The sequence below is a fragment of the Agrobacterium sp. RC10-4-1 genome, assembly GCF_014138475.1.
Lineage (GTDB): Bacteria > Pseudomonadota > Alphaproteobacteria > Rhizobiales > Rhizobiaceae > Agrobacterium > Agrobacterium pusense.
Genome location: NZ_JACJIT010000001.1, coordinates 227,755 through 253,813, shown reverse-complemented (window position 1 = coordinate 253,813; position 26,059 = coordinate 227,755). Strand labels below are relative to the sequence as shown.

Annotated in this window: 19 protein-coding genes; 13 read left to right on the top strand and 6 right to left on the bottom strand. The window is 58.9% G+C overall.

Annotation, left to right across the window (positions count from 1 at the left end; genetic code table 11):
- Window positions 1–15 precede the first annotated feature (15 nt).
- Entirely contained in the window at window positions 16–651 is a 636-nt protein-coding gene (locus FHW77_RS01125) for an aminotransferase class IV family protein (protein WP_006697186.1), read from the top strand.
- Here FHW77_RS01125 and FHW77_RS01120 read toward each other — a convergent pair.
- On the bottom strand, window positions 648–1,556 hold the full coding sequence (locus tag FHW77_RS01120; protein WP_006697187.1) for a sensor domain-containing diguanylate cyclase: 909 nt from the start codon (window positions 1,554–1,556) through the stop codon (window positions 648–650). The genes FHW77_RS01125 and FHW77_RS01120 overlap by 4 nt on opposite strands.
- Window positions 1,557–1,808: 252 nt before the next feature.
- Here FHW77_RS01120 and FHW77_RS01115 point away from each other — a divergent pair, with 252 nt between their 5' ends.
- The 6 genes from FHW77_RS01115 (at window position 1,809) to FHW77_RS01090 (ending at window position 8,872) form a co-directional block, all read left to right on the top strand.
- A complete protein-coding gene (locus tag FHW77_RS01115; protein ID WP_100911228.1) occupies window positions 1,809–3,254 on the top strand; it encodes a homospermidine synthase in 1,446 nt (481 codons plus the stop codon).
- A 146-nt stretch (window positions 3,255–3,400) separates the two neighbouring features.
- Window positions 3,401–3,775 carry an outer membrane lipoprotein Omp10 gene (omp10, locus tag FHW77_RS01110; protein WP_003506132.1) on the top strand — a complete coding sequence of 125 codons (375 nt, stop codon included), beginning with the start codon at window positions 3,401–3,403 and terminating at the stop codon, window positions 3,773–3,775.
- 217 nt (window positions 3,776–3,992) lie between these two features.
- Window positions 3,993–5,909: a 5'-nucleotidase C-terminal domain-containing protein gene (locus tag FHW77_RS01105; protein ID WP_100911229.1), complete on the top strand. Its 1,917-nt coding sequence runs from the start codon at window positions 3,993–3,995 to the stop codon at window positions 5,907–5,909.
- A 353-nt stretch (window positions 5,910–6,262) separates the two neighbouring features.
- Window positions 6,263–7,297, top strand: a complete 1,035-nt coding sequence (gene hemH / locus FHW77_RS01100) for a ferrochelatase (RefSeq protein ID WP_022563067.1) — start codon at window positions 6,263–6,265, stop codon at window positions 7,295–7,297.
- Window positions 7,298–7,355: 58 nt separating this feature from the next.
- The gene (locus FHW77_RS01095) at window positions 7,356–8,405 is read left to right on the top strand and encodes an SPFH domain-containing protein (RefSeq protein WP_022563068.1); all 1,050 of its coding nucleotides are present in this window, start codon (window positions 7,356–7,358) and stop codon (window positions 8,403–8,405) included.
- 2 nt (window positions 8,406–8,407) lie between these two features.
- Window positions 8,408–8,872: an NfeD family protein gene (locus FHW77_RS01090; RefSeq protein WP_004445832.1), complete on the top strand. Its 465-nt coding sequence runs from the start codon at window positions 8,408–8,410 to the stop codon at window positions 8,870–8,872.
- Between the two features lie 35 nt (window positions 8,873–8,907).
- On the opposite strand, the gene FHW77_RS01085 is transcribed toward FHW77_RS01090, so the two are convergent.
- Together FHW77_RS01085 and FHW77_RS01080 are read right to left on the bottom strand one after the other, a co-directional pair.
- The gene (locus FHW77_RS01085) at window positions 8,908–9,903 is read right to left on the bottom strand and encodes a KpsF/GutQ family sugar-phosphate isomerase (RefSeq protein WP_004445833.1); all 996 of its coding nucleotides are present in this window, start codon (window positions 9,901–9,903) and stop codon (window positions 8,908–8,910) included.
- Between the two features lie 58 nt (window positions 9,904–9,961).
- A complete protein-coding gene (locus FHW77_RS01080; RefSeq protein WP_006697194.1) occupies window positions 9,962–10,327 on the bottom strand; it encodes a PAS domain-containing protein in 366 nt (121 codons plus the stop codon).
- A 413-nt stretch (window positions 10,328–10,740) separates the two neighbouring features.
- Between FHW77_RS01080 and uppP the strand changes: the two genes are divergently transcribed.
- Window positions 10,741–12,234, top strand: a complete 1,494-nt coding sequence (gene uppP, locus FHW77_RS01075) for a polysaccharide biosynthesis protein UppP (protein ID WP_111814621.1) — start codon at window positions 10,741–10,743, stop codon at window positions 12,232–12,234.
- A 58-nt stretch (window positions 12,235–12,292) separates the two neighbouring features.
- On the opposite strand, the gene galU is transcribed toward uppP, so the two are convergent.
- A complete protein-coding gene (gene galU, locus FHW77_RS01070) occupies window positions 12,293–13,180 on the bottom strand; it encodes a UTP--glucose-1-phosphate uridylyltransferase GalU (protein WP_004445838.1) in 888 nt (295 codons plus the stop codon).
- A gap of 195 nt (window positions 13,181–13,375) precedes the next feature.
- Here galU and FHW77_RS01065 point away from each other — a divergent pair, with 195 nt between their 5' ends.
- The 4 genes from FHW77_RS01065 to FHW77_RS01050 all read left to right on the top strand — a co-directional run bounded on the left by FHW77_RS01065 (window position 13,376) and on the right by FHW77_RS01050 (window position 18,172).
- Complete coding sequence (locus FHW77_RS01065) at window positions 13,376–14,599, top strand: lytic murein transglycosylase (RefSeq protein WP_004445839.1); 1,224 nt, start codon at window positions 13,376–13,378, stop codon at window positions 14,597–14,599.
- 65 nt (window positions 14,600–14,664) lie between these two features.
- Complete coding sequence (locus FHW77_RS01060) at window positions 14,665–15,900, top strand: SGNH/GDSL hydrolase family protein (RefSeq protein ID WP_004445840.1); 1,236 nt, start codon at window positions 14,665–14,667, stop codon at window positions 15,898–15,900.
- A gap of 245 nt (window positions 15,901–16,145) precedes the next feature.
- Complete coding sequence (locus tag FHW77_RS01055) at window positions 16,146–16,820, top strand: response regulator transcription factor (RefSeq protein ID WP_004445841.1); 675 nt, start codon at window positions 16,146–16,148, stop codon at window positions 16,818–16,820.
- Complete coding sequence (locus tag FHW77_RS01050; RefSeq protein WP_111814623.1) at window positions 16,817–18,172, top strand: sensor histidine kinase; 1,356 nt, start codon at window positions 16,817–16,819, stop codon at window positions 18,170–18,172. Before FHW77_RS01055 ends, FHW77_RS01050 begins: the two co-directional genes overlap by 4 nt.
- A gap of 82 nt (window positions 18,173–18,254) precedes the next feature.
- Here FHW77_RS01050 and FHW77_RS01045 read toward each other — a convergent pair whose 3' ends face one another.
- A complete protein-coding gene (locus tag FHW77_RS01045) occupies window positions 18,255–19,709 on the bottom strand; it encodes a glutamate synthase subunit beta (RefSeq protein WP_004445843.1) in 1,455 nt (484 codons plus the stop codon).
- 179 nt (window positions 19,710–19,888) lie between these two features.
- Complete coding sequence (gene gltB, locus FHW77_RS01040) at window positions 19,889–24,634, bottom strand: glutamate synthase large subunit (protein ID WP_006697197.1); 4,746 nt, start codon at window positions 24,632–24,634, stop codon at window positions 19,889–19,891.
- A 370-nt stretch (window positions 24,635–25,004) separates the two neighbouring features.
- On the opposite strand from gltB, the gene FHW77_RS01035 reads away from it, so the two are divergent.
- The gene (locus tag FHW77_RS01035; RefSeq protein ID WP_004445845.1) at window positions 25,005–26,057 is read left to right on the top strand and encodes a threonine aldolase family protein; all 1,053 of its coding nucleotides are present in this window, start codon (window positions 25,005–25,007) and stop codon (window positions 26,055–26,057) included.
- Window positions 26,058–26,059 lie beyond the last annotated feature (2 nt).

Here is a 26,059-nt window from a genome sequence, read left to right as displayed (position 1 = left end):
CGACGAGCACAGGCCATGAAACGCAAACCCGCCGATCTGACCTTGAGGGAAACGCTGCGCTGGGAGCCACAGACCGGCTTTCAGCGCATTGACCAGCATATCCGCCGGCTGCTGCGCTCTGCCGACGCGCTCGGTTTCCGTGCCCCGGCCAATGCGGTTCAGGCGCTGGAAAAGGCGGTGGGCGGCGACAAGCCGCTCTGCGTCAGGCTGGTGATGAACTACAAGGGGGAACTGGACATCGAAACCACCGAGTTCGAGCCCCTGCGACAGGATACGGTCTGGCGGGTTCGTATCGCCCGGAACGTCACACTCGATTCCACTGATACCTTCTATCGCCATAAGTCCTCGCGCCGCGAACCCTATGACGCCGCCCGTGCTGAATTTTCAGCCGGAGAGGCCGACGAGGTGCTGCTGCTCAACGAACGCGGCGAATTGTGCGAGGGATCATCGACCAGCATTTTCGTGGAAATGCCAGATGGGCAATTGCTGACGCCGCCGCTCGACAGCGGCATTCTGCCGGGCGTGCTGCGCGCCGATCTGATCCGCGAACGCAAGGCGCGTGGACAGGCACTGAGGCCGGAAGACATTGCCGGCCGCAGGCTCTTCGTCGGCAATTCGCTGCATGGGCTGGTTGCGGCGGAACTCATCTAAACCGTTACCGCCAGAAGCCGGTCGCGGCCCTTCTCCTTGGCCGCATAAAGGGCCTGATCGGCACGCGTGAAAATATCGTCCGCGCTTTCCGCCGTCCGATAGGCCGTCATGCCGGCCGAGCAGCTGTAGGAGAAATCCGGAAAATCCGCGAGAGGTCGCGAAAGCCGAACTCGCTGCAGCAGCCGCTCGACAATGTCCCGCCCCTCGGCGAGAGACGTTCTCGGCAGGACGAGCATGAACTCTTCACCACCGATCCTGCCGAAACAATCGACCCTGCGGATGACGGAATGGGCGACGCCGACAAAATCGCGCAGCACCGCGTCACCGCACTTATGACCGAAACGATCATTGATCTGCTTGAAAAAATCGATATCGAGCGTGCAAAGGCAAAAAGAGGCTTCCAGCCCCTTTGAGACCTGCTCGACCTGCAACGCCAGCTTGGCGAAGACGAAGCGGCGGTTCGCCGTTCCCGTGAGTTCGTCCGTCTGGGAGGCGCGTACGGCCAGATCCCTGTCCTGCCTCAGCGTTCTGTAACCCTGGCGCAATTCGGTGACATCGCTTGCAACGCACAGCATCCAGCCATCCTGCTGCACCGTTTCCGTCATCCAGAACCAGCGGCCGTCATACATGTCCATCTCGAAGGCGCGGTAAGGCAGCTTGCCGCGACGGGACTGCGCCGACAGCAGCCATCCCTCGAAATCATTGTTGCGAATGACGACACCGGTCCGCAGCCGGTGGTTCAGCCGCATGATATCCGCCCAGGTCGGAAAATCATCTTCGGCAAGCCTGAAGCTCTCCCGAAACGACGGATTGGCATGCCGCAACCGATCGTCGGAATCATAGAGGGCGATCAAAACGGGGGTGGCACTCTGAAGCGCTGTTACACGCGCGAAAAGATCACTCAACAGGCAACTCCTGTGATGGAGAAATCCCTCCCCCATCATCCCGTCAAGCCCTCCCCGAGCCTTGGTCGATGGCGAAAAGAAGAGTTCAATTATAAACGCGCCCTCCAAAATGCGAAGAGGCAGAATGAAGGGAAGAGAAGCTGAACCGACCTTGCGGGCAGCACCGTCATATGTCCGTCATCTGCCTGCCCTTTATTGTGGCACGCTTTTGTGATCTAGCTTACTTATTGGCTGAAAAAGGAAAATTGACGAATGACGGACGCAAACCACCCGATTTATGGCGATATCGATGGCCCAATCATCATGATCGGCTTCGGCTCCATCGGGCGCGGCACTCTTCCGTTGATCGAACGTCATTTCAATTTCGACCGGACCCGCCTCGTGGTCATCGATCCGCGCGCAGACATCGCCCCGTTTCTGGCCGAGAAGGGCATCCGTCATATCCAGACACACCTGACAAAGGAGAACTATAAGGAGGTTCTCAAGCCGCTTCTTAAAGGCGTGCGGGGTCAAGGTTTCTGCGTCAACCTTTCCGTGGATGCCGCATCCGTCGATCTCATGCGGATTTGCCGTAAACACGGCATGCTCTACATCGACACCGTCGTCGAGCCATGGCCCGGCTTTTATTTCGATGCCGATGCCGACAATGCCGCGAGAACGAATTATTCGCTGCGCGAGACCATGCTCAAGGAAAAGGCGCGCAGACCCGGCGGCACGACGGCCGTTTCGACGTGCGGCGCCAATCCGGGCATGGTCTCGTGGTTCGTGAAACAGGCACTCGTCAATCTCGCAAAGGATATCGGCGTCGACATCGAGGAGCCGCAGTCCCATGACCGGGAAGGCTGGGCGAAACTGATGGAGCGGCTTGGCGTCAAGGGTGTTCACGTGGCTGAACGCGACACCCAGCGGGCGAAAGAACCCAAACCCTTCGGCGCTTTCTGGAACACGTGGTCCGTCGAAGGTTTTATCGCGGAAGGTTTTCAGCCGGCCGAGCTCGGCTGGGGAACGCATGAGAACTGGATGCCGAAAAACGCAAAAAAACAGAAGAAGGGCAGCAAGGCAGCGATCTATCTCGATCAGCCGGGCGCCAACACAAGAGTACGCACATGGTGCCCGGGCCTTGGGCCGCAATATGGATTTCTCGTCACGCACAATGAGGCGATTTCGATTTCGGATTATTTCACCGTCCGCAACGATGGTGGCGACGTGACATACCGACCCACCTGTCATTATGCCTACCACCCCTGCAACGACGCGATTCTCTCCCTGCATGAACTCTTCGGCAATGGCGGCATTCCCCAGCCGGTTCAGCATGTGCTGGGCGAAGACGAGCTTGTCGATGGCGCCGACGAACTGGGCGTCCTGCTTTATGGTCACAAAAAAAACGCCTATTGGTATGGCTCCCGGCTCAGCCTGCAAGAGGCGCGGTCGCTTGCCCCGAACCAGAACGCGACCGGACTGCAGGTCAGTTCGGCGGTGCTGGCCGGCATGGTCTGGGCGCTCGAAAATCCTCAGGTCGGCATCGTCGAAGCCGACGAGATGGACTATCGCCGCTGCCTTGAAGTGCAGCGCCCCTATCTCGGCCCGGTCGAGGGTCATTATACCGACTGGACACCGCTTGATGGTCGTCCCGGCCTGTTCCCCGAAAATCTCGACAAGTCCGATCCCTGGCAGTTCCGCAACATCCTCGTGCGCTGATGGAAGAGTCTCATATTTACCACGCTGGGACTTTCGTGAACGACTTCAGGAACCGGGTAGAGCGAACAACGTTGCCTTGAAATAAAGAACGCTTCACGGCATGGTCGAAGCAAGAAGCTTTTACCGAATCGCAGGAGAACAGGCTCATGAACTTCAAGACAAGCGCGGCTTTGCTTTCAGCCGCCATCGCAGTGTCTTCATGCGTCGCGCCGGGTCCATCGCAGCAAACCTCGATGGCGCCGTCCCTGTCCCGCGGGCCGGCTGTCGACGGCCGCTGGATCGACCGCAACGGCATCGTATCGACCTTCCAGAACGGCGCCTTCTCCACCCGGTCAACCGACACCAACACGCTGCTGGCCTCCGGCACCTATGTCACCATTTCGCCGACGCTTTACGAAATCAATATGACGTCGCTGGTGCGCAACACGCAGTCGCGCGTCAACTGCGCCCTCGTCTCCCCGTCACAATTGAACTGCACGACGGACACAAACAGCCAGTTCTCGCTCACGCGTCAGGGCTGATAATATCACCTATTCAATAAGATAAACCCCTCAGACGCACGCCTTTGGCGTGCGTTTTTCTTTATTGCCTACCTGTCATAATTTCGCTTGCGGCGACTGCCGCTAAATGGAAACATCCGGTTTTCGAAAGACTGACATGTTTTCGGACTAAAGAATGAGCGCGGTCGGAGAATGATCAACCGGCCAGGGCTTCCGCTTTGAACAGGAGAGAGGGACCATGAAGAAAATTTTGGGACTGGGCATGCTGAGCGTTTCGGCGATAACGCTTTCCGCCGGCGCGGCTCTGGCCGATTACGAGCTCAACATTCTTCACATCAACGATTTTCACTCCCGTATCGAATCGATCAACAAATTCGACTCGACCTGCTCTGCGGAAGAGGAAGGCAAGAATGAATGCTTCGGCGGTGCCGCGCGCCTGCTGACAGCGATCAACCAGACAAGGGATGCCCTGAAGGCCGGGGGAAAAAACGTCCTGCTGCTCAATGCCGGCGACAATTTCCAAGGCTCACTGTTCTACACCACCTACAAGGGCACGGTGGAAGCGGAAATGCTGAATGCCATGAAGTTCGACGCGATGACAGTCGGCAACCATGAATTCGACGATAGCGAGGACGGGCTCGCCGGCTTCCTCGACAAGGTTCAATTCCCCGTCGTGACCGCCAACGTGGTGGCCACCGCCGCCTCTAAAATCGGCGACCGGGTAAAGCCGTCCATCGTGCTCGAGGTCGGCGGACAGACAATCGGTATCGTCGGCGCCGTTGCCAACGATACGGCCGAACTGGCAACACCTGGTCCCAACATCACCATTGCCGAAGATGTCGCGAAAATTAGCGAACAGGTACAGAAGCTGAAGCAGGACGGCGTCGATAAGATCATCGCGCTCACCCATGTCGGCTACCCGCGCGATCTGGAATTCATCGCCAAAATTCCCGATGTCGATGTTGTGGTTGGCGGCCATTCGCATACGCTGCTGTCGAACACCGACCAGAAAGCCGAAGGCCCTTATCCGACGCTCGTTGACAATCCCGGCGGCTACAAGGTTCCTGTCGTGCAGGCCGGCCAGTACAGCAAATATCTTGGCGACCTCAAAGTCGTCTTCGACGACAACGGCGTGGTTAAGGAAAGCAAGGGAGACCCGATCCTCGTCGATTCCTCCTTCAAGCCCGATGAAGCCACGCTGAAGCGTATCGATGAACTGAAGGCGCCGATCGAAGCCCTGAAAGCCAAGGTGGTCGGCACTTCTGAGGGCCCGATCGAGGGCGACCGCAAGATTTGCCGCGTGAAGGAATGCTCGATGGGCAATCTGGTGGCCGACGCAACGCTGGCCCGCGTCAAGGATCAGGGCGTCACCATCGCTTTTGCAAATAGCGGCGGCCTGCGTTCCTCCATCGATGGCGGCGATGTCTCCATGGGTGAAGTGTTGACGGTTCTGCCGTTCCAGAACACCGTCGCAACCTTCCAGCTCAAGGGCGAGGATATTCGTGCCGCCCTCGAAAACGGCGTCAGCCAGATCGATGACGGTGCGGGCCGCTTCATGCAGGTTTCCGGCATGAAATATTCCTTCGACCGCTCGAAGCCGGCCGGCAGCCGCGTCGTTTCCGTCGAAGTCAAGGAAGGCGATGCCTTCGTGCCTCTCGATCCCGCCAAGACCTATATCGTTGCGGCCAATAACTACGTGCGGACCGGGGGTGACGGCTTCAAGGTTTTTGCGACCAAAGCCATCAACGCTTATGATTTCGGCCCCAATCTCGAGGAGGCCGTCGCGGCCTATATTACCGCCAACAGCCCCTATAAGCCCTATACGGATGGCCGCATCGCCGAAGTGACGCCCGCAGGTTACGTCGCCCCGGCGAAGCCCGCAGCACCCGCGCCGGCAGCGACGACAGCCGCTCCGGCCGCCACACCGGCACCCGCGCCTGCAGCCCCTGCCACGCCCGCACCGCCCACAACGACGCCTGCTGCAGCTGCTGCAGCCGCCAGCAAATATGTGGTGGAAAAAGGCGATTCGCTCTGGAAAATTGCTGCGGAGAAATATGGCGACGGCGCGCTCTGGCAGAGAATTGCCAAGGCAAACACGCTGAAGCATCCGAACCACATCGAAATCGGCGAGGAGCTGGAACTGCCGGCTCAATAAGCGGGGCTACAGCAGACAGGGCAATATGCCGCAGACACGAAGCCGGCCCTCGAATTTCTGGGCCGGCTTCTTTTTTCTAATTAAAAACAGATACTTACGGTAATGATTTTGCCGCCTGAAGGCATGTGCCTGCCGGAATGGCGGAAATAGCCGGTGGCGGTGGTTTAATCCTGAAGAATTTCGTCTAGAACACGATGAACAAAGTAACGCCACGGGCGTATAGCTCGGGCACGTCCAGCCAAACTTCATTGCTGTTTGCGTTGGGGTCAATAAACAGACGATGGAGCGTTTCCAGCCTTTATCCGAGGCGGAGCGTCCCTCGCACAACCAGTTCGAGTTTCAGGGTATCATTCATGGTGACAGAACTATCCGCACTCCCCGCGAACCATCCCCGTGTCGCATTTGGCAAGGTGGGCGTGCTGCTCGTCAATCTCGGCACGCCCGATGGTACGGATTATTGGCCGATGCGCCGTTATCTGGCGGAGTTCCTGAGCGACAAGCGCGTTATCGAATGGTCGCGCCTCTACTGGTACCCGATCCTTTACGGCATCGTCCTCAACAAGCGCCCGCAGAAGGTTGGCAAGGCCTACGAGGAAATCTGGAACCACGAGCGCAACGAAAGCTACCTGCGCACATATACGCGCAGCCAGGGCGAGTTGATGGCGCAGGCATTGAAGGATTTGCCCAACGTGGTTGTGGACTGGGCAATGCGTTACGGGCAGCCTTCCATCGCCTCGAAGATCGACGCGCTTAAAGAACAGGGCTGCGAAAAAATCCTGCTTTTTCCGCTTTATCCGCAATATGCCGCGTCCACCACGGCGACCGTGAACGACAAGGCGTTTGAACATCTGATGAAACTGCGCTGGCAGCCAGCGATCCGCACCGTGCCGCCCTATCATGACGATCCCGCCTATATCGGGGCGCTCGCCGCCTCCGTCAAAAACCATCTGGCGACGCTGGACTGGGAGCCGGAGATGCTGATCACCTCCTTCCACGGCATTCCGCAATCCTATTTCAAAAAGGGCGACCCCTATTATTGCCATTGCCAGAAAACCGCCCGTCTGCTGCGCGAGGCTCTGGGCTTGACCGAAAAGAACTTCATGATCACGTTCCAGTCCCGTTTCGGACCGGAAGAGTGGCTCCAGCCCTATACCGACAAGACCGTGGAAAAACTCGCCTCGGAAGGCATCAAACGTATAGCCGTGATGAATCCCGGCTTCGTATCGGATTGTCTTGAGACCCTGGAGGAAATTGCCGGTGAAGCCGGAGAAATCTTCCTGCATAATGGCGGCGAGAAATTCACCCACATCCCATGCCTGAATGACAGTGTCGAGGGCATGACCGTTCTCGAAAAGGTTGTGCGGCGGGAGTTGCAAGGCTGGGTGTAATCTTGCCATAACGATACGGGGGTAAAACCCTGATCATGATGTGCTGGAGGGTAAAGTGATGATCGCATTGGGCGGTTTCGACATCGTCGTCTTGGCAGCCGTGGTTCTGGTCATTCTGGTGCTGTTTGCCGGCATCAAGACCGTGCCACAGGGATACCGCTATACGGTGGAACGTTTCGGGCGCTATACGCGCACGCTCGAGCCTGGCCTGAACCTCATCGTACCCTTCTTCGAGCGCATCGGCGCCCGCATGAACGTGATGGAGCAGGTGCTCGACATCGCCACCCAGGAAGTCATCACCCGCGACAATGCCAGCGTTTCCGCCGATGCGGTGGCGTTTTATCAGGTTCTGAACGCGGCGCAGGCTGCCTATCAGATCGCCAATCTGGAAAACGCCATCCAGAACCTTACCATGACCAATATCCGCTCGGTCATGGGTTCGATGGACCTCGATGAATTGCTGTCGAACCGCGACGCCATCAACGACCGCCTTCTGCGCGTGGTGGATGAGGCCGTGGGACCATGGGGCATCAAGGTCACCCGCATTGAAATCAAGGATATCGCGCCGCCGAAGGATCTCGTCGATTCCATGGCGCGGCAGATGAAGGCGGAGCGCGAAAAACGCGCGCAGGTGCTGGAGGCGGAAGGCGCCCGCAATGCCCAGATTTTGCGCGCGGAAGGCGCAAAACAATCCGCTATTCTGGAAGCGGAAGGCCAGCGCGAAGCAGCGTTCCGCGACGCCGAAGCGCGCGAACGTCTCGCCGAGGCCGAAGCCAACGCCACCCGGATGGTGTCGGAAGCCATTGCCGCCGGCAATGTCCATGCCATCAACTATTTCGTTGCTCAGAAATACACCGAAGCACTTGCAGAGATTGGCACGGCCAAAAACGCCAAGATCGTGCTGATGCCGATGGAGGCCTCGGCGCTGATCGGCTCTCTCGGCGGTATCGGCACGATTGCTAAAGAGGTCTTCGGCAACGACGGAGACGCGCCCACTGCTCCCGCCGCCCCCGCATCCTCCCGCTCCGTGCCGCCGACACGGGCTTCGGGCCAGACGATTAACGTCACGGCTCCCGGCAATCCCTTCGGTTCTTCCTCGGAGAAGTGACGATGCTGCAAGGGCTTGCCACGGAACTTGGACCATGGAGCTGGTGGATCGTCGCTTTCGTGCTGCTCGCTGCCGAACTCATCGCCCCCGGCGTCTTTCTGATCTGGATCGGCCTTGCCGCACTGGTCATCGGTGCGCTCTCGCTGCTCCTTTGGCAAACAGCGTTTTGGGCGTGGCAATTGCAGTTAGTGATGTTTGCCGCGCTCTCCGTCGTTTTCGCTCTGCTCGGCCGGAAATACTTCGGCAGAAACCGGGCGACAAGCGACGAGCCCTTCCTCAACCAGCGAGAGGCAAGCCTTGTCGGCCGCACGGCGACGCTTCAGGAACCGATTGTCGAAGGGCGGGGCCGTATCAGGCTGGACGATACCTGGTGGCCGGTCAACGGTGAAGACCTGCCGGCGGGAACCCGGGTGAAGATCGCTTCCGCCCGGGGACGAACGCTGACAGTCGAGCCGTTAGAGCGATAGGTTTTCAGGATCAGCCTTCTCAGGATCGGCGGGCCTCAGGCCACGCCGATTCTCAGCAGATCGTGGAAATGCACCAGCCCTATCGGCCGGTTATCGTCATCAACCACGATCAATGCGCCGATGTGGAATTTTTCGAGCGTTGCCAGCGCACCCGTTGCCAGGACCGATTTTTTGACCGTCTTGGGCGTCCGGGTCATGATATCGTCCACGGTCAATTCGGCAAGATTGCGCGACAGGTTGCGCGCCATGTCCCCCTCGGTGACGATGCCGCACAGACGCCCGTCCTCATCGAGAACGCCGACGCAGCCGAAATGCTTGCGGGAGAGAACACCCACGGCTTCCGGCATGGCCGTTCCTCTGTTGACCAGCGGCACACGATCACCGGTATGCATTATGTCGCTGACCAGCGTGAGACTGGCGCCCAGCTTGCCGCCGGGGTGAAATACCTTGAAATCGCCCGCCGTAAAATTGCGCGCTTCCAGCAGCGCAACAGCAAGGGCATCACCAAGTGCAAGCTGCATCAATGTGGAGGTTGTGGGCGCAAGGCCAAGCGGGCAGGCTTCCTGCTCATTGGGAACCAGCAATACGATATCGGAAGCCTTCGCCAGCGATGATGTCTCGGAACAGGTGAGCGCGATCAGCGGAATGGAAAAGCGGCGCGAATAATTGATAATGCTGCGCAATTCGGCACTTTCCCCACCCTTGGAGATGGCCAGAACCACGTCGTCACCGCCGATCATGCCCAGATCGCCGTGATTGGCCTCCGCCGCATGGACAAAAAATGCCGGCGTTCCAGTGGACGCAAAGGTGGCCGCCAGCTTCGCACCTATATGCCCGCTTTTGCCCACACCGGTTATGATGAGACGGCCGTTCGACTGGCCGATTGTTTCGATCGCCTTGCAGAAGGGGACCGAGAGACCGTCTCGCAGAGCCGTCTCGAGGGCGGCAAGGCCCGCCCGCTCCATCGAAATCGTCCGTACGGCGGATTCGATGGCATTGTCTTCGACCAAGTTGACGGCGCGCGTAATCATGGCCGACTGTTACTCTTTCAGCCGGAATAAGTCCACTCCCTGCCGGAAGCCGCCTGCTTTAGTGGCGCAGATCCGGCGGAGAAATTTCCTCCATGGTTCCCAGCCGCTTAAAGGGAATGTTTTCTTCATCGACGAGATATCGGCCAGCGGTCCTCACCCAGGAAACCGAACCGTCGGTGCGGCGCACGGCATATTCCTGACTGTAGAAGCTTGCGTCCTTCAGGGTGTTCAAGGCGGTCTCTATCACCCGATTCCGATGATCCAGATCCACTTTTTCGAGTATTTGGAAAATACTGATGCCCTGCATTGCCTGTCTTAGTGGAATTCCGAATAGTTCAGCGCACACTTCATCCAAATAGAAGCGGTCATTGGTAATATCCCAACAATAGAAACCGACCTGTTTGATATTCAAAACGGCTTTCATGAAACGACACTGTCACACAAAATAAAATTCAATACGATTTGCCGGGCAATGGAAGGTCAACTTTCGTTAATCATAGGGCGATTCCGTGCCAAATTGAAACGTTTTAATCTTTTCATATTAGGAATATTTTGCATTTGCGAACAGCCCCGCTGCCGCCAGCTCTGACCGGTGCGCGCAGGTAACGGGAGTGGACGGCACTCCAGGACGCCTCCCCGTGACATCAGGAAATTCCGGCGATCTTTATCAACTGTTAACCATAAAAAACCTATTGTTAAAACGATGTTAAAACTTGCGTCGACTGTTTGGTCCCTGGTTTGTCCATGTCGTTTCGTCGGCCTTTCTGACTGGGGCCTGCGGCAATGTATTGGAGGACTGTCGGTCCGGCATTCGGCCCATTCGCCGGGTGAAAAGGAATGACTGTGAAGGGCACCGCCACACGTCTGCCGACGTCGCGGAAAGCAGCAACCCTGCTGCTCGCCTGCACGCTTTTTTACCACCACGAAGATGCTTCTGCACAGACGGCGACTGCCGCCCCGGCAATGCCGGGCGCCGCTGCCACGGCCGATGGCATTGGCTCCGCCGCTCCCGGACCGACCCCCGGGACAATGGCGGGCACGGCCCAGGCCACAACGGCACCTGTCCCCACGCCCCAACTCTGGCGCCCCTCAAATAATCCCGGTGACGCGATTTCCGAGCAGCAGGACGAAGCGGGGCAGCCCTATGCCGACGCAGACAACCCCTATGAGCCGACCGTGGACGGGGGCGAAAACCCACGCGTTGTTACCAAACCCGGACAGACTCCGGGAATTCGGCTGGGCACCCTTCTGCTCCGGCCTTCGATCAGTCAGACCATCAACACGGAAAAACAGAGGAATACGGGTGGTCCCTCGCGACGAAACTATCTGACGACGGGCATACGCGGAACGCTCACCAGCGACTGGTCCCGCCATGCTTTGACTGTCACCGGAGACGGCGCGTGGGAGAAAAACTTCGGTGATAAGGACGGAGAAGAACCAAGGGCGCGGATAGAGGCCGATCTGCGTCTTGACCTCGGATCAGAAACAACCGCCAACCTCAAGGCCGGTTACGAATTCAGCCGTGAAGACACGACCGATCCCAATGCCTTGACCGGCGCCGCCGTGCAGGGTGGCGAACACCATTTCAGCGCCGGGGCATCGATAGAGCGGGATTTCGGCAAGCTGCGAGGTCTGGCCGCGCTTGACCTGTCCCGTACGGTGTATACCGACGCGAAGGGTCTCGATGGCCGGCCGATCAGCCTCAGTGACCGTGATCAGAATGGTGCGTATCTGCGCGGACGCCTCGGCTATGAGCTGTCACCAGCGCTGATCCCCTTCCTCGAACTGAACGCCGGCACAACGAAATATGACAGCCGCCTCGACAATTCCGGTTATGCCCGTTCATCCAATGCCTATGGGGCGAAGATTGGGGCAGAGGTCGATCTCGGCGAAAAGACCCGTGGCGAAGCCGCCATCGGTTATCTGCGCAAACAATACGACGATGATCGCCTTGCGTCGATCGGCGCGTTGACGCTGGACGGCGAACTTAACTGGTCACCCCAGCGCGGCACGAATGTCAATCTTGGCCTGCGCACGACAATAGAGGATTTCGCCGGCGGCCCGCAGGGCGGATGGGTTTCCTATCGCCTGGATGCCGGGCTGACCCACGAATTGCGCAGCAATCTGGTAGCGCGATTAACCGGGCAAATCGTGCATCGCACATTCCCCTCCTCCGACACGGAGGACGCCGTGGAATATACGGCGGGTGCCGGCCTGACCTGGGGTCTCAACCGTTATCTCGATCTGACTGCCGATGTCAGCTACCAGTGGACACCGGTTTATGACAGCAGCGAACTTCGCGTCGGTGCAGGGCTTGTCCTGAAGCGATAAGCGCCAAATAAAAATCCCGGCGCGAAGGCCGGGATTTTGTCATCTATTCTCTGGTCTCTCACTTCAGCCCGTCGATCAGGGCCTTGATCGGCTCTTCGATTGCCGGACGGATATCGCCGCGCTCGAGAGCGAAAGCGACATTGGCCAGAATGAAGCCATCCTTGGCACCGCAATCGAAGGTCTGACCGCGGAAATGATAGCCTGCAAACTCCTGCGACTTGGCAAGCGTCAGCATGCCGTCTGTCAACTGGATTTCATTACCGGCGCCACGCTCCTGATTTTCGAGAATATCGAAAATCTCGGGCTGAAGAATATAGCGACCGTTAATGTAGAAATTCGAAGGCGCCGTACCCTTTGCAGGCTTTTCAACCATTTCGGTGATCTTGAAACCCTCACCCACGGTCTCGCCCACACCGACGATACCATATTTATGCGTCTGGTCGGGAGCGCATTCCTGCACGGCGATGACGTTGCCCTGGGTCTGGTCGTAAAGTTCGACCATGCCCTTCAGGCAGCTTTTCTGTGAATGCATGATCATGTCAGGCAAAAGCACGGCGAAAGGCTCGTCGCCGACGATATCACGGGCGCACCAGACCGCATGGCCCAGGCCGAGCGGCACCTGCTGGCGCGTGAAGCTTGCGGTACCTGCCTTGGGCAGAAGGCCAGCCAGCAGTGTCAGCTCGGCATTCTTGTTGCGCTCGCGCAGCATCTGTTCAAGTTCAAATTGAATATCAAAATAATCTTCGATCACCGCCTTGCCGCGGCCGGTGACAAATACAAAATGCTCGATACCCGCTTCTGCCGCTTCATCGACGACGTACTGAATAACCGGCTTATCTACGACGGTGAGCATTTCCTTTGGAACTGCTTTGGTTGCGGGCAGAAAGCGCGTGCCGAGACCTGCGACGGGAAATACGGCCTTCCGAATTTTCTTATGTTCTACCACATATTCCTCCTGAGAGATAACACTTGATCACAATCCCCGCACGCTGTTGTTATTTCAAAAACAACAACGTTTTGTAAAGGGTGACGCTACCATCTATTAATGGTAAAGAATTTGTTGACGTTCTTTTGTTATCCATGATGACGCCCGATGCGTTTTCGCAATCGAAATGACATTCGAGAGAACGAAAGACAGACGATGACAAAGATGATCCTTTCAGATGTCCGCAAATTCGGCTGCATGGTGGCTGCTGGCCTGGTAATCTCGCTGGCGCCGGTTTCGGCCCGCGCCGATGCCGGATTCCGTCAGTGGATCAACCAGTTCTATGCAACAGCCGCGAAAGAAGGCATTAGCAAGGCGACCTATCAGAAAGCCTTTGCCGGCGTTAGCGAGCCGGATCCCGACGCTTTGCGCAAGGCCACTTTCCAACCGGAGTTCACAACGCAAATCTGGGATTATCTCGACTCCCGCGTCAATCCGTACACGGTGCGGATTGGCCGCGAAATGAAGATGAAACACGCGACGACCCTCAACTGGATCGAGCGCAACTTCAACGTCGACAAGCACATCATTCTCGCCATCTGGTCGATGGAATCGAATTACGGCGCGGTTCTCGAAAAGCCGGAGCGTCTGCACAACATCCCGCAAGCGCTGGCAACGCTCGCCTATTCCGATCCCAAGCGCGCCAAATTCGCGCGCACGCAATTGATTGCCGCGCTCAGGATCCTTCAGGCGGGTGACGTCACCCCCAAACAGCTGACGGGCTCCTGGGCCGGCGCGATGGGCCATACCCAGTTCATCCCGACAAGCTACCTGCTTTACGCGGTAGATGCGGATGGCAATGGCAAACGGGACATCTGGCATTCCGTCCCGGACGCTCTCGCAACTGCCGCCAATCTTCTCGCGAAAAACGGCTGGGAGCCCGGCCGGACATGGGGTTACGAAACCGCCGTTCCGCGTGGCGGCGCGCGGTATGAAGGCCAGACGAAGACCATCGCGGAATGGGCAAAGCTTGGCTTCACCCGCCCCAACGGCAAGAATTTCACCCGTGGTTCCGACCGCGCGATGCTGAAACTGCAGGGTGGGGCAAACGGCCCGGGCTTCCTGATGATGAAGAACTTCTTCACCATCAAGAAATACAACGCCTCCGACAGCTATGCGCTCGCCGTCGGACTGCTCGCGGATGAAATCGCCGGTTACGGCGGCATGCAGCAGAAGTGGCCGCGTCCGGACGGTACGCTGGATATTCGCGAAAAATTCGAACTTCAGACCCGCATGAAGGAACTCGGCTATTATGACGGTGAAGTCGACGGCAACTTCGGCTCCGGTTCCAAGGCCGCCATCAGTGCCATCCAGTCACGCATGGGGATGGACGCGGACGGCCAGCCGTCGCAGCGGTTGCTGAGAGCCCTCCGCAACTGATAATGTGCCGGCGAGTTCGGCGGCAGTTACGAAACGCCGCCGAAATATCCGGAAGGGCCGATGTCATGAGTACGAAACCTGCGGAAAAAACTGGAAGAACCGGCTGGCGTTTCTGCGCTGTCCTTCTTTCCGCTGTTCTTGCCATGCCGCTCGTACCCTCCGAGAGCTTGGCACAGGAACAGCGGCGCACCCTGTTTGAAATGCTGTTCGGCAGGCCGGTGGGCCGCGATGGCGGATCAGGCCGCGAATACCAGCCCCGCAACCGGCGCGATTTCCCATCCGCGCCGCGTGAAAGATCGGTTACCCGCCCGCAACCAGCAAGGAAAGCGCCTTCGGTGGTGCAGATGCGAACCGCTAAGCCGGAGCCTGCCGCCAAGCTTGAAAATGCCAGGCGCGTCCTTGTTATCGGTGATTTCCTCGCCGGCGGAATGGGGGAAGAGCTGGTCAATGCCTTTGCCAGCTCGCCGGCAATTGCGGTCGATGTGCGTGCCAATGGCTCTTCCGGCCTGGTGCGCACCGATTATTACGACTGGTTCAAAAACCTGCCGCAATTCATAAGCGAGACCAACCCCGCCACCATCGTCATCATGATGGGCTCGAACGATCGCCAGCAGATGCAGATCGGCGATATCAAGGAAAAATTCGGCACGGAGGTCTGGCTCAAGGAATATGAGAGGCGGATCGATGAGCTTCTCACCCTCGCCGGCCGCCCGAAAGTGCCGCTATTATGGGTGGGTCTGCCCGCCTTCCAGTCTCCCTCGCTTTCTGCGGATCTCGTTGGGTTCAACCGGCTTTACCGCAGCCATGTGGAAAAATTCGGCGGCGAGTTCGTGGATGTCTGGGACGGTTTTGTCGACGAAGCCGGCAAATTCGTCATCACCGGTTACGACATGAACGGTCAGCAGGCCCGCCTGCGTGAGGCCGACGGTATCGGCATGACGCAGGCCGGAAAGCGCAAGCTTGCCTTTTACGTCGAGAAATTCGTCCGCCGGCACCTCGACGGCGCCGGACCGGACCTTGTGAAACTGGACGGCAGCAATCTGCCGGCACTCACCTCCCTGCCGGCACTTGGCATCGATGCGGGACAGGTGCGCACCCAGCCGATCAGCCTTACCGATCCTGCTCTCGATGGCGGCGACAAACTGCTCGGGGATGTCCCTCTTTCGGCCGCACCAACACGCGTCTCCGTCGTGGAATCCCCGCGTGAAAGGCTGACCAAGCGTGGCGAAATGGCCGATGCGCCGGCAGGCCGCATCGATGACTATCGGATGACGCCCGATACCACACAGGCAAAGCAATAGAAGCTTGCCCGCCGTCTGCCGCCCAGTCGGTCGGCGTAATGTTCAGGCAATCCCACGATGACAGGATAGCTGCAGCTTTGCAGGAATGCGGAGATCGGTCACAAACCTCCGCCGCTCCACCGATTTCGCACGGCGAATGTATTCGACGGCGACGCGTCGCTTGCCATGAGCGTCAACGGCACCGTCGTTTTTGACTCCATGTGTACGCTTCACCCTAAGCGTGCCGACAATGCCGAGACGAATTCATGCGCCTGCTGCTTGTTGAAGACGAACGTGAGATGGCAGCGGCCCTGTCTGCCGCGCTCCATCGGTTCGATATTATCGTGGATACGGTCGGAACACTGGATCTCGCTCGACACGCCATCATGGATGGTGTCCACGATCTCGTTGTGCTGGACCGGCAACTGCCCGATGGTGACGGCATCGAACTGATAGAAAATCTGCGTCTGCTGCCAGTCACCCCACCCGTCATAGTGTTGACGGCCCAGGGCGGGCTCGTGGATCGGGTGAAGGGCCTGAACCTCGGTGCAGATGACTATATGGCCAAGCCTTTCGCTGTCGAGGAGCTACTTGCCCGCATTCGCGCCCTGATGCGCCGACCCGCCGGAACCGTGGCGATGACGGCGAAACTCGGCAGGCTGGAGTTTTGTTTCGAGACGCGCGAAGTGCGTATCAACGGCGCGTTTCTTCCGCTGACGAGACGGGAGTTGCTGATTCTCGAAGCCTTGCTGCGACGACAGGGCAGAACAGTGCTGCGCTCGCTGCTCGAAGAGGCCGTCTATAACTTTGACGATGAAATCCAGTCCAATGCGCTCGATTCCCACATTTCCCGCTTGCGGCGCAAATTGCAGGCCGCGGACGCCGCCGTGGAGGTGCATGGCATTCGCGGCGTGGGATATCTTTTGAGGGCGACGGGATGAGATTGTCAAAGAGAAAGTCACTGAAGCGGCGATTGACCATTCAACTGCTCCTCTTCCAGATCGGCAGTCTGTTGATCGTCAGCGTCGCATTCTTTGCCTATCTGTTGAGCGACGGCGTCGGCAGCGCTCTTCTTAGCTCGGAGGCGGCGCAGATAACTGCAAACGCTTTGATCCGCGATACGGATGGGAAGCTTACGCTGAAAGAGACGGCCGAATATACCAAACTCCGGGAAAAAATGCCCGATTTCTGGTTTGTTGCGCTGAGCGACAAGGATGAGCTCATCCAGGGTGGCCCTGTGCCCGAGGCCTACAGCAACATGGAGAAGGAGTTAAACGACATCAAGATTTCGAACATTCGCGAAGCCGGGATGTCCTACTCCTATTTTGCCGTTCTTTACCTTGCTGTTGTTCGCCGTGCATCCGGGCCAGCCGGAGAGTTCGTGATGGTCGGAAAAGGCGATCTTTTCAGCATGACGCTCCCTGTTCTGCTGTTTTCCAACATCATGATTTTCCCGGTCCTCGTCCTCATCTCCATTGCGACCACGATAGCAATTCCCTTGATCATCCGCAGGGAATTTCGGGCACTCTCGACGATTGCCAAAACCGCGGAAGCGATCGATATCGACAGACGCGGATATCGCTTGCCCGACAATGATATTCCACGGGAAGTGCAGCCGCTGGTGCACGCCGTCAATGGTGCACTCAAGCGCCTGGACGATGGCTATGAACGGCACAAGCGCTTCATTCTCGACGCCGCGCACGAATTGCGCACGCCGGTCGCCATTCTACAGACGCGTGTCGAAACTCTGCTGGAAGGGCCCGCACGCAGCCGGATTTTGGCGGATGCCAACCGTATCGGCGTGCTGGCCGAACAATTGCTCGATCTGCAGCGTCTCGGCGGCCAGAAGGCGCCATTGGTGCCGCTCGATCTGGTCAATCTCTGCAGATCGGTTGTTGCCGATATGGCACCGCTTGCCATCTCGCAGGGTTATGAGCTCTCATTTGAACCGGAGGAAGAACCGATCCTTGCACTTGCGGACGACCCTTCCCTGCGGCGAGCCCTGATGAATATCGTGCAAAACGCCATAGAACACGGCGGCAACCGCGGAACCATAACGATGACAGTGGCGGCCAATCGGGTGATAGAGATCGCCGACGAAGGCAACGGCATTCCTGAAAAGGAGCGGGAACTCGTCTTTGATGCCTTTCATCGCCTGCAACCTAGAGACCGGGGCACGGGCCTCGGGCTTAATCTCGTGCAGGAAATCGTGCGGTATCACGGCGGAGATGTTACTATCGGGGATTCATCCAGCGGTGGGGCCTGCTTCCGGATTACGCTTCCCTATTGCTGAAAAAGGAGCGCTCGTTTTCTGACATCAAAAAAAGGCCTGTTGCGGGTGCGACAGGCCTTTCCATTTTTATCCATTTGCCGGCTTAGCGCGGAAGAACGGTCGCGCCCATCAGCGCTTCATCGATAGCACGCGCCGCCTGACGGCCTTCGCGGATCGCCCAGACCACCAGCGACTGGCCACGGCGCACATCGCCCGCCGCCCAGAGTTTGTCGACAGAGGTCCTGTAATCCGTCTCGTTGGCGACGACATTTGTGGAGCCACGGCGGTCCGTGTTGAGTGTCAGCTTGCCGTCCATTTCCTTCAGAACGCTGTCCGTGAAGGGACCGGAAAAGCCGATGGCGATGAAGGCGAGATCGGCCTTGATGATGAACTCCGTGCCGGCAATGGGCTTGCGTCGGTCATCCACCTGGCAGCACTTCACACCTGTCAGCACGCCGTCTTCGCCAACGAATTCGAGGGTCGCCACCTGGAACTCGCGGATGGCGCCTTCGGCCTGCGAAGACGAGGTGCGCATTTTGGTTGCCCAGAAAGGCCAAACCGCCAGCTTGTCTTCCTTTTCCGGCGGCATCGGGCGTATGTCGAGCTGGGTGACTTTAACAGCACCCTGGCGGAACGCCGTGCCAACGCAGTCGGATGCAGTATCGCCACCGCCCACAACGACGACATGCTTGCCGCCCGCGAGGATCGGATCGGCCGGCCAGCCAACGCTGTCAATGTTTTCACGACCGACGCGCCGGTTCTGCTGCACTAGATAGGGCATGGCATCATAAACGCCATGCAGATCCGCACCGCCGATGCCGGCCGGGCGCGGGGTTTCCGAGCCGCCGCAATAAAGCACGGCATCGTGGTCGGCGAGAAGCGCCTCCACCGTCACATCGACGCCGACATTGACGCCACAATGGAAGGTGACGCCTTCACCCTTGATCTGCTCGACACGGCGGTCGATGAAGTTCTTTTCCATCTTGAAATCGGGGATGCCGTAACGCAGCAGGCCGCCGGGCTTGGATTCGCGCTCATAGACGTGAACCTCGTGGCCGGCACGGCCAAGCTGTTGCGCCGCCGCCATGCCCGAAGGACCGGAACCGATGATGGCGACCTTCTTGCCGGTGTGGATCGTCGCCGGCTTCGGCACGATGAAGCCCAACTCATAGGCTTTGTCGGCAATAGCCTGTTCGACGGTCTTGATCGCGACCGGCGCATCCTCAAGATTCAGCGTGCAGGCCTCCTCGCAAGGGGCGGGACAGACGCGACCGGTGAATTCCGGGAAGTTGTTGGTGGAATGGAGGTTGCGGATCGCCTCCTCCCAGTTATTATTGTAGACCAGATCGTTCCAGTCGGGGATCTGGTTGTGCACGGGACAGCCTGTCGGGCCGTGGCAATAGGGAATGCCGCAATCCATGCAGCGCGCCGCCTGCTTCTGCACCTCGGCATCCGACATCGGAATGGTGAATTCGCGGAAGTGGCGGATACGATCCGATGCGGGCTGATACTTGCCCACCTGCCGGTCGATCTCCAGAAAACCTGTAACCTTGCCCACGTTTATGTCCTCACATCAAAGCGGAGCGCCTGTCGGGCCCCAGTACCAGGTGGCGAAACCCAAAGCCGCCCCAGCACGATGAACTCAAATCCGGTCTCGCCGCCCGTCCAAGTGGTCGCCACGAATGGCGACCGCTGTTATCAGCGAGATCAGGTGGTGTAGTGTCCTCACGCGACGGATTACTCCGCCGCCACGCCCATGCGCATGCGCTCCATTTCCTCAAGCGCACGACGGTATTCAACCGGCATGACCTTGCGGAACTTTGGACGGAACTCGCTCCAGCGATCGAGTATATCCTTGGCACGCGACGAGTTCGTGTAATGGAAGTGGTTGGAGATCAGCTGGTAAAGGCGCTCCTCGTCATGGCGCGTCATGTCTTCGGAAACGTCGACACGTCCCTTGTGCATGAGGTCGCCGCCGTGATGGTGCAGCTTTTCCAGCATGTCGTCTTCTTCCGGAACCGGCTCCAGCTCAACCATGGCCATGTTGCAACGCGTGGCGAAATCGCCCTTCTCGTCGAGAACATAAGCCACGCCGCCGGACATGCCGGCCGCAAAGTTGCGGCCGGTCTCGCCAAGAACGACCACGATGCCGCCAGTCATATATTCGCAACCGTGGTCGCCGACACCTTCAACAACCGCAACCGCGCCGGAGTTACGCACCGCGAAACGCTCGCCAGCCACGCCACGGAAATAGCACTCGCCGGTTATGGCGCCGTACAGCACGGTGTTGCCGACGATGATCGAGTTTTCCGCGACGATACGGGCGTTTTCCGGCGGGCGCACAATGATGCGGCCACCCGAAAGACCCTTGCCGACATAGTCGTTACCGTCACCCACCAGATCGAAGGTGATGCCTCGAGCGAGGAACGCACCGAAGGACTGGCCCGCCGTGCCGCGCAGCGTCACATGGATCGTGTCATCCTTCAGACCCTTATGGCCCCAGCGCTTGGCGAGCGCGCCGGAGAGCATCGCACCGGCGGAGCGGTCAACGTTTCTGATCGGCACTTCGAAGACCACGGGTTCGCGGTTTTCCAGCGACGGCAGCGACTTTTCGATCAGCTTGCGGTCGAGAATGTCATCGATCGGATGCTTCTGGCGTTCGGTCCAGAACGTCGCTTCCTTGGGTGCCTCGACCTTATGGAAGATGCGGCTGAAATCCAGACCCTTCGCCTTCCAATGCGCCAGCATCTCATCCTTCTCGAGCAGTTCGGAAGCGCCGATGATCTCGTCCAGCCTGGTCACGCCAAGCGAGGCAAGGATTTCGCGCACTTCTTCGGCCACGAAGAAGAAGTAGTTGATGACATGTTCCGGCGTGCCCTTGAAGCGCTTGCGCAGAACCGGGTCCTGCGTGGCAACGCCGACAGGGCAGGTGTTGAGATGGCACTTGCGCATCATGATACAGCCGGCCGCAATCAGCGGCGCGGTGGCGAAGCCGAATTCATCCGCACCGAGCAGCGCGCCGATGATGACGTCGCGGCCGGTCTTCAGACCGCCATCCACCTGCAGGGCAACGCGCGAGCGGAGACCGTTCAGCACAAGCGTCTGCTGGGTTTCGGCAAGGCCGATTTCCCAGGGCGAACCCGCGTGCTTGAGCGACGTCAGTGGTGACGCGCCCGTGCCGCCATCAAAACCGGCGACGGTGATATGGTCTGCGCGGGCCTTGGCTACACCGGCCGCAACCGTTCCGACGCCGACTTCCGACACCAGCTTCACCGACACATCGGCTTCCGGATTGACGTTTTTCAGGTCGTAGATCAGCTGCGCCAAATCTTCGATGGAATAGATATCATGATGCGGCGGCGGCGAAATGAGGCCGACGCCCGGGGTGGAGTGACGGGTCTTTGCAACCGTCGCATCCACCTTGTGGCCGGGCAGCTGGCCGCCCTCGCCGGGCTTTGCGCCCTGCGCCACCTTGATCTGCAGCATGTCGGCATTGACAAGGTATTCCGTCGTCACACCGAAGCGACCGGACGCGATCTGCTTGATGGCGGAGCGTTCCGGGTTCGGCTGGCCGTTCAACAGCGGCATGTAGCGGTCGGATTCTTCCCCGCCCTCACCCGTGTTGGACTTGCCGCCGATGCGGTTCATGGCAATCGCGAGCGTCGTATGCGCCTCGCGGCTGATTGAGCCGAAGGACATCGCCCCGGTCGAGAAACGCTTGACGATATCGGCTGCCGGTTCGACCTCATCGATGGAGACCGGTTTGCGACCGAGTGCTTCCGCCGACTTGACCTTGAACAGGCCGCGAATGGTGTTCATGCGCAGCGCCGTTTCGTTCACCATGCCGGCGAATTCGCGGTAGCGATCCTGGCTGTTGCCACGCACGGCGTGTTGCAGCGAGGCGACGGCGTCCGGCGTCCAGGCATGGCTTTCGCCGCGCATGCGATAGGCGTATTCGCCGCCGATATCGAGCGTGTTGGCAAGGATCGGGTCCTTGCCAAAGGCCGCTGTGTGGCGCGCCACGGTTTCTTCGGCGATTTCCGTCAGGCCGACACCTTCGATGGAGGTAGCGGTGCCGAAGAAATATTTCTCGACGAATTCCGAAGACAGGCCGATGGCGTCGAAAATCTGCGCGCCGCAATAGGACTGGTAGGTGGAGATGCCCATCTTGGACATGACCTTGAGGATGCCCTTACCCACCGCCTTGATGTAGCGATAAACGACTTCATCATCAGACACTTCCTTCGGGAAGGCGCCGTGCTTGTGCATGTCGAGCAGGGTATCGAAAGCGAGGTATGGGTTGATCGCCTCCGCACCATAGCCGGCCAGAAGGCAGAAATGGTGGATTTCGCGCGGCTCACCGGTTTCGACGACGAGACCGACCGAGGTACGCAGGCCCTTGCGGATCAGGTGGTGGTGCACGGCGGCTGTCGCCAGAAGTGCGGGGATCGCGATGCGATCCGGGCCAAGCTGGCGGTCGGACAGAACGATGATGTTGTAACCGCCGCGGACGGCGGATTCGGCCCGCTCGCAGAGGCGGTCGAGCATTTCGGGCATGCCTTCGGCACCGCGCTCCACATCATAGGTGAAGTCGAGCGTCTTGGTGTCGAAACGGTCTTCCGTGTGACCGATGGAACGAATCTTCTCCAGATCGCCATTGGTCAGGATCGGCTGGCGCACTTCCAGACGCTTGGCGCGGGCAGCACCTTCGTGGTCGAGAATATTCGGACGCGGGCCGATGAACGACACGAGGCTCATGACGAGCTCTTCGCGGATCGGATCGATCGGCGGGTTCGTGACCTGCGCGAAATTCTGCTTGAAATAGGTGTAGAGCAGCTTCGACTTGTCGGACATGGCCGAAATCGGCGTATCCGTGCCCATGGAGCCGATGGCTTCCTGGCCCGTCGTCGCCATCGGCGACATCAGGAGCTTGGTGTCTTCGCTGGTGTAACCGAAGGCCTGCTGCCGGTCGAGCAGCGACACGTCGCGGCGCAGCGCGCGTGGTTCGACAGGCTTCAGCTCTTCAAGGATGAGCTGCGTGCGATCAAGCCAGCTGCGATAGGGATGCTTCGCGGCAAGCTCGTGCTTCACTTCCTCGTCGGAAATGATCGCGCCCTTTTCCATGTCGATCAGCAGCATCTTGCCGGGCTGCAGACGCCACTTCTTGACGATGCGCTCTTCCGGCACCGGCAGCGTGCCGGCCTCGGAAGCCATTATGATGCGGTCGTCATCAGTGACGAGGTAACGGGCCGGGCGCAGGCCGTTGCGGTCGAGCGTCGCGCCAATCTGCTTGCCGTCGGTGAAGGCAACGGCGGCGGGACCGTCCCACGGCTCCATAAGGGCTGCGTGATATTCGTAGAATGCCTTGCGTTCGGCAGACATGGACTGGTTACCGGCCCAGGCTTCCGGGATCAGCATCATCACGGCATGGGCCATGGAATAACCGCCGCGGACGAGGAACTCGAGCGCGTTGTCGAAACAGGCCGTGTCCGACTGGCCTTCATAGGAAATCGGCCAGAGCTTGGAGATGTCGTCACCGAACAGCGCGGACGAAACCGAAGCCTGACGCGCCGCCATCCAGTTGACATTACCGCGCAGCGTGTTGATTTCGCCGTTATGGGCGACCATGCGATAGGGGTGCGCCAGCTTCCACGACGGGAAGGTGTTGGTGGAGAAACGCTGATGCACGAGCGCGACAGCCGATTCGAAACGCGGGTCCGAAAGGTCCTTGTAATATGCGCCCACCTGATAGGCGAGGAACATGCCCTTATAGACGATGGTCGAGGAAGAAAGGGAAACGGGATAGAAATCCTGTGTTTCCTTGCCGCCGCCTTCGTCATAGATGCGGTTGGAGAGAACCTTGCGGATGAGGAACAGCTTGCGCTCGAAATCGGCATTGCTCGCGGCATCGCGGCCGGCGCCGATGAAGACCTGCACATGGTGCGGCTCGGTCGCTGCGATATCCGGCGCCTTGGAAAGCGAGGAGTTGTCGACCGGGACATCACGGAAGCCAAGGAACTGCTGGCCCTCTTCGCCGATAACGTCGACGATGACCTTCTTGTAGTGCTCGATGCGGGAGGGATCGCGCGGCATGAAGATATGACCGACGGCGTATTCGCCAGCCTTCGGCAATGTCACGCCCTGCGCGGCCATTTCCTCGCGGAAGAAGCGGTCGGGAATCTGCACGAGAATGCCCGCACCATCGCCCATCAGCGGATCTGCGCCGACGGCGCCACGATGGGTCAGGTTTTCAAGGATGAACAGGCCGTCCTTGACGATCTGGTGCGACTTGACGCCTTTCATATGGGCGACAAAGCCGACGCCGCAGGCATCATGTTCATTGGCGGGATCGTAAAGACCCTGCCTTTCCGGCAAGCCGCCCGCGAAACGCGCTTTCGCAGAAACGGGTGCAGCCGCAGCCGCGGTGGGACAGTCAGTGGTCAGGGTTGCGGCGGCGATGTCCGCCTGCGGCTTGTTCGTCATTTTTGTCCCTCCTGCAAATTACTTGCACGGTTTCATGCGAAGGTCCGGCGCGACGCAAATTTCGCCCTTTGGCAAAATCCGCATTCTAGCCGGCTGGATCAAATTTAGGACAGTAAGACTGTCTCAATTCCCGAGGATTTTGGCAGAAACCGGCGGAATTGGCAAGGGCGCGAATCCAATTAGTGAGACCGTCGTTTTATAGCGAAGTTTCGATACTGACCTATTGCGCGAAACTTTCTGTCGCAAATCCCGCCTCCCCATTGCTTTCATTGCCGGATTTGCCAATCGAGGAGTTAGGTCCTAGAACTTTGCCAGTCGTCGTTCCATGCATTCCCCAATCAGAACCCCAGCTATCGGAAAGCCTTCAGAGATGTTTTTTGCTTCAGACAATTGGGCTGGCGCCCATCCGGCCGTCAATGAACGGCTTTCGCGGGAATCCACTCGGTTTGCCTCCGCCTATGGCACCAGCGAACTCGATCTCTCCATCGAAAAGCGCTTCAACGAGATATTCGAGCGCGAGGTTGCGGTGTTTTTCGTCGCCACCGGCACGGCGGCCAATTCGCTTTCGCTGGCCAGCATCGCGCGCGCCGGCGGCCTCACCTTCTGCCATTCGGAAGCCCATGTGATCGAGGACGAATGCGGCGCGCCGGATTTCTTTTCCGGCATGCGCATGGTCGCAGTCGAAGGGCCGAACGGCAAGATGCTGCCGGAAAACCTGATCGAGCGCATTGCCCGCTATCCGCAGGATGCCGTTCACCACGGCCGTGCCGCCGCCATCACCATGACGCAGGCGACCGAAGCCGGCACCGTCTACACACTCGACGAAATTGAAGCCATCTCCAAAATCGCCAAGGAAAACGGCCTGCCGCTGCATATGGACGGCGCGCGTTTTGCCAATGCGCTGGCGGCCCTTGACACCACGCCGGCTGAAATGACCTGGAAACGCGGCGTTGACGTGCTGTCTTTCGGCGGCACGAAAAATGGCTGCTGGTGCGCGGAAGCGATCGTTTTCTTCGATCCTTCGCTCGCTCGGGATTTCTCGTTCCTGCGCAAACGCACAGCGCAACTGTTTTCGAAGTCACGTTTCATAGCAGCGCAGTTTGAAGCCTATCTGCAGGATGATCTTTGGCTCGGTCTCGCCAGCCATGCCAATGCCATGGCCAACCGGCTGCGTGCGGGCTTCGGCTCGCTGAACAGCGCGCGCCTCGCCTGGCCGACCCAGGCCAACGAAGTTTTCGCCATTTTGCCAAAGGCAGCCGCGCAAGCAGCGACGGAAAAAGGCGCAAGGTTCTATGACTGGCTGGAACCGCGCGACATGCCGGAAAAAGTCGGCAAGGACGAAGTACTGATCCGCATGGTCACCAGCTTTGCGACGACCGAGGCCGATGTAGATGAATTCCTGTCCATCTGCGCTGCCGTCTGAGA

What these genes read in the sequence shown, in the direction of transcription:
- FHW77_RS01125 (WP_006697186.1), top strand. Translation starts at nt 16, where the DNA reads ATGAAACGCAAACCCGCCGATCTGACCTTGAGGGAAACGCTGCGCTGG.
- FHW77_RS01115 (WP_100911228.1), top strand. Translation starts at nt 1,809, where the DNA reads ATGACGGACGCAAACCACCCGATTTATGGCGATATCGATGGCCCAATC.
- omp10 (WP_003506132.1), top strand. Translation starts at nt 3,401, where the DNA reads ATGAACTTCAAGACAAGCGCGGCTTTGCTTTCAGCCGCCATCGCAGTG.
- FHW77_RS01105 (WP_100911229.1), top strand. Translation starts at nt 3,993, where the DNA reads ATGAAGAAAATTTTGGGACTGGGCATGCTGAGCGTTTCGGCGATAACG.
- hemH (WP_022563067.1), top strand. Translation starts at nt 6,263, where the DNA reads ATGGTGACAGAACTATCCGCACTCCCCGCGAACCATCCCCGTGTCGCA.
- FHW77_RS01095 (WP_022563068.1), top strand. Translation starts at nt 7,356, where the DNA reads ATGATCGCATTGGGCGGTTTCGACATCGTCGTCTTGGCAGCCGTGGTT.
- FHW77_RS01090 (WP_004445832.1), top strand. Translation starts at nt 8,408, where the DNA reads ATGCTGCAAGGGCTTGCCACGGAACTTGGACCATGGAGCTGGTGGATC.
- FHW77_RS01085 (WP_004445833.1), bottom strand. Translation starts at nt 9,903, where the DNA reads ATGATTACGCGCGCCGTCAACTTGGTCGAAGACAATGCCATCGAATCC.
- FHW77_RS01080 (WP_006697194.1), bottom strand. Translation starts at nt 10,327, where the DNA reads ATGAAAGCCGTTTTGAATATCAAACAGGTCGGTTTCTATTGTTGGGAT.
- uppP (WP_111814621.1), top strand. Translation starts at nt 10,741, where the DNA reads ATGACTGTGAAGGGCACCGCCACACGTCTGCCGACGTCGCGGAAAGCA.
- FHW77_RS01065 (WP_004445839.1), top strand. Translation starts at nt 13,376, where the DNA reads ATGACAAAGATGATCCTTTCAGATGTCCGCAAATTCGGCTGCATGGTG.
- FHW77_RS01060 (WP_004445840.1), top strand. Translation starts at nt 14,665, where the DNA reads ATGAGTACGAAACCTGCGGAAAAAACTGGAAGAACCGGCTGGCGTTTC.
- FHW77_RS01055 (WP_004445841.1), top strand. Translation starts at nt 16,146, where the DNA reads ATGCGCCTGCTGCTTGTTGAAGACGAACGTGAGATGGCAGCGGCCCTG.
- FHW77_RS01050 (WP_111814623.1), top strand. Translation starts at nt 16,817, where the DNA reads ATGAGATTGTCAAAGAGAAAGTCACTGAAGCGGCGATTGACCATTCAA.
- gltB (WP_006697197.1), bottom strand. Translation starts at nt 24,634, where the DNA reads ATGACGAACAAGCCGCAGGCGGACATCGCCGCCGCAACCCTGACCACT.
- FHW77_RS01035 (WP_004445845.1), top strand. Translation starts at nt 25,005, where the DNA reads ATGTTTTTTGCTTCAGACAATTGGGCTGGCGCCCATCCGGCCGTCAAT.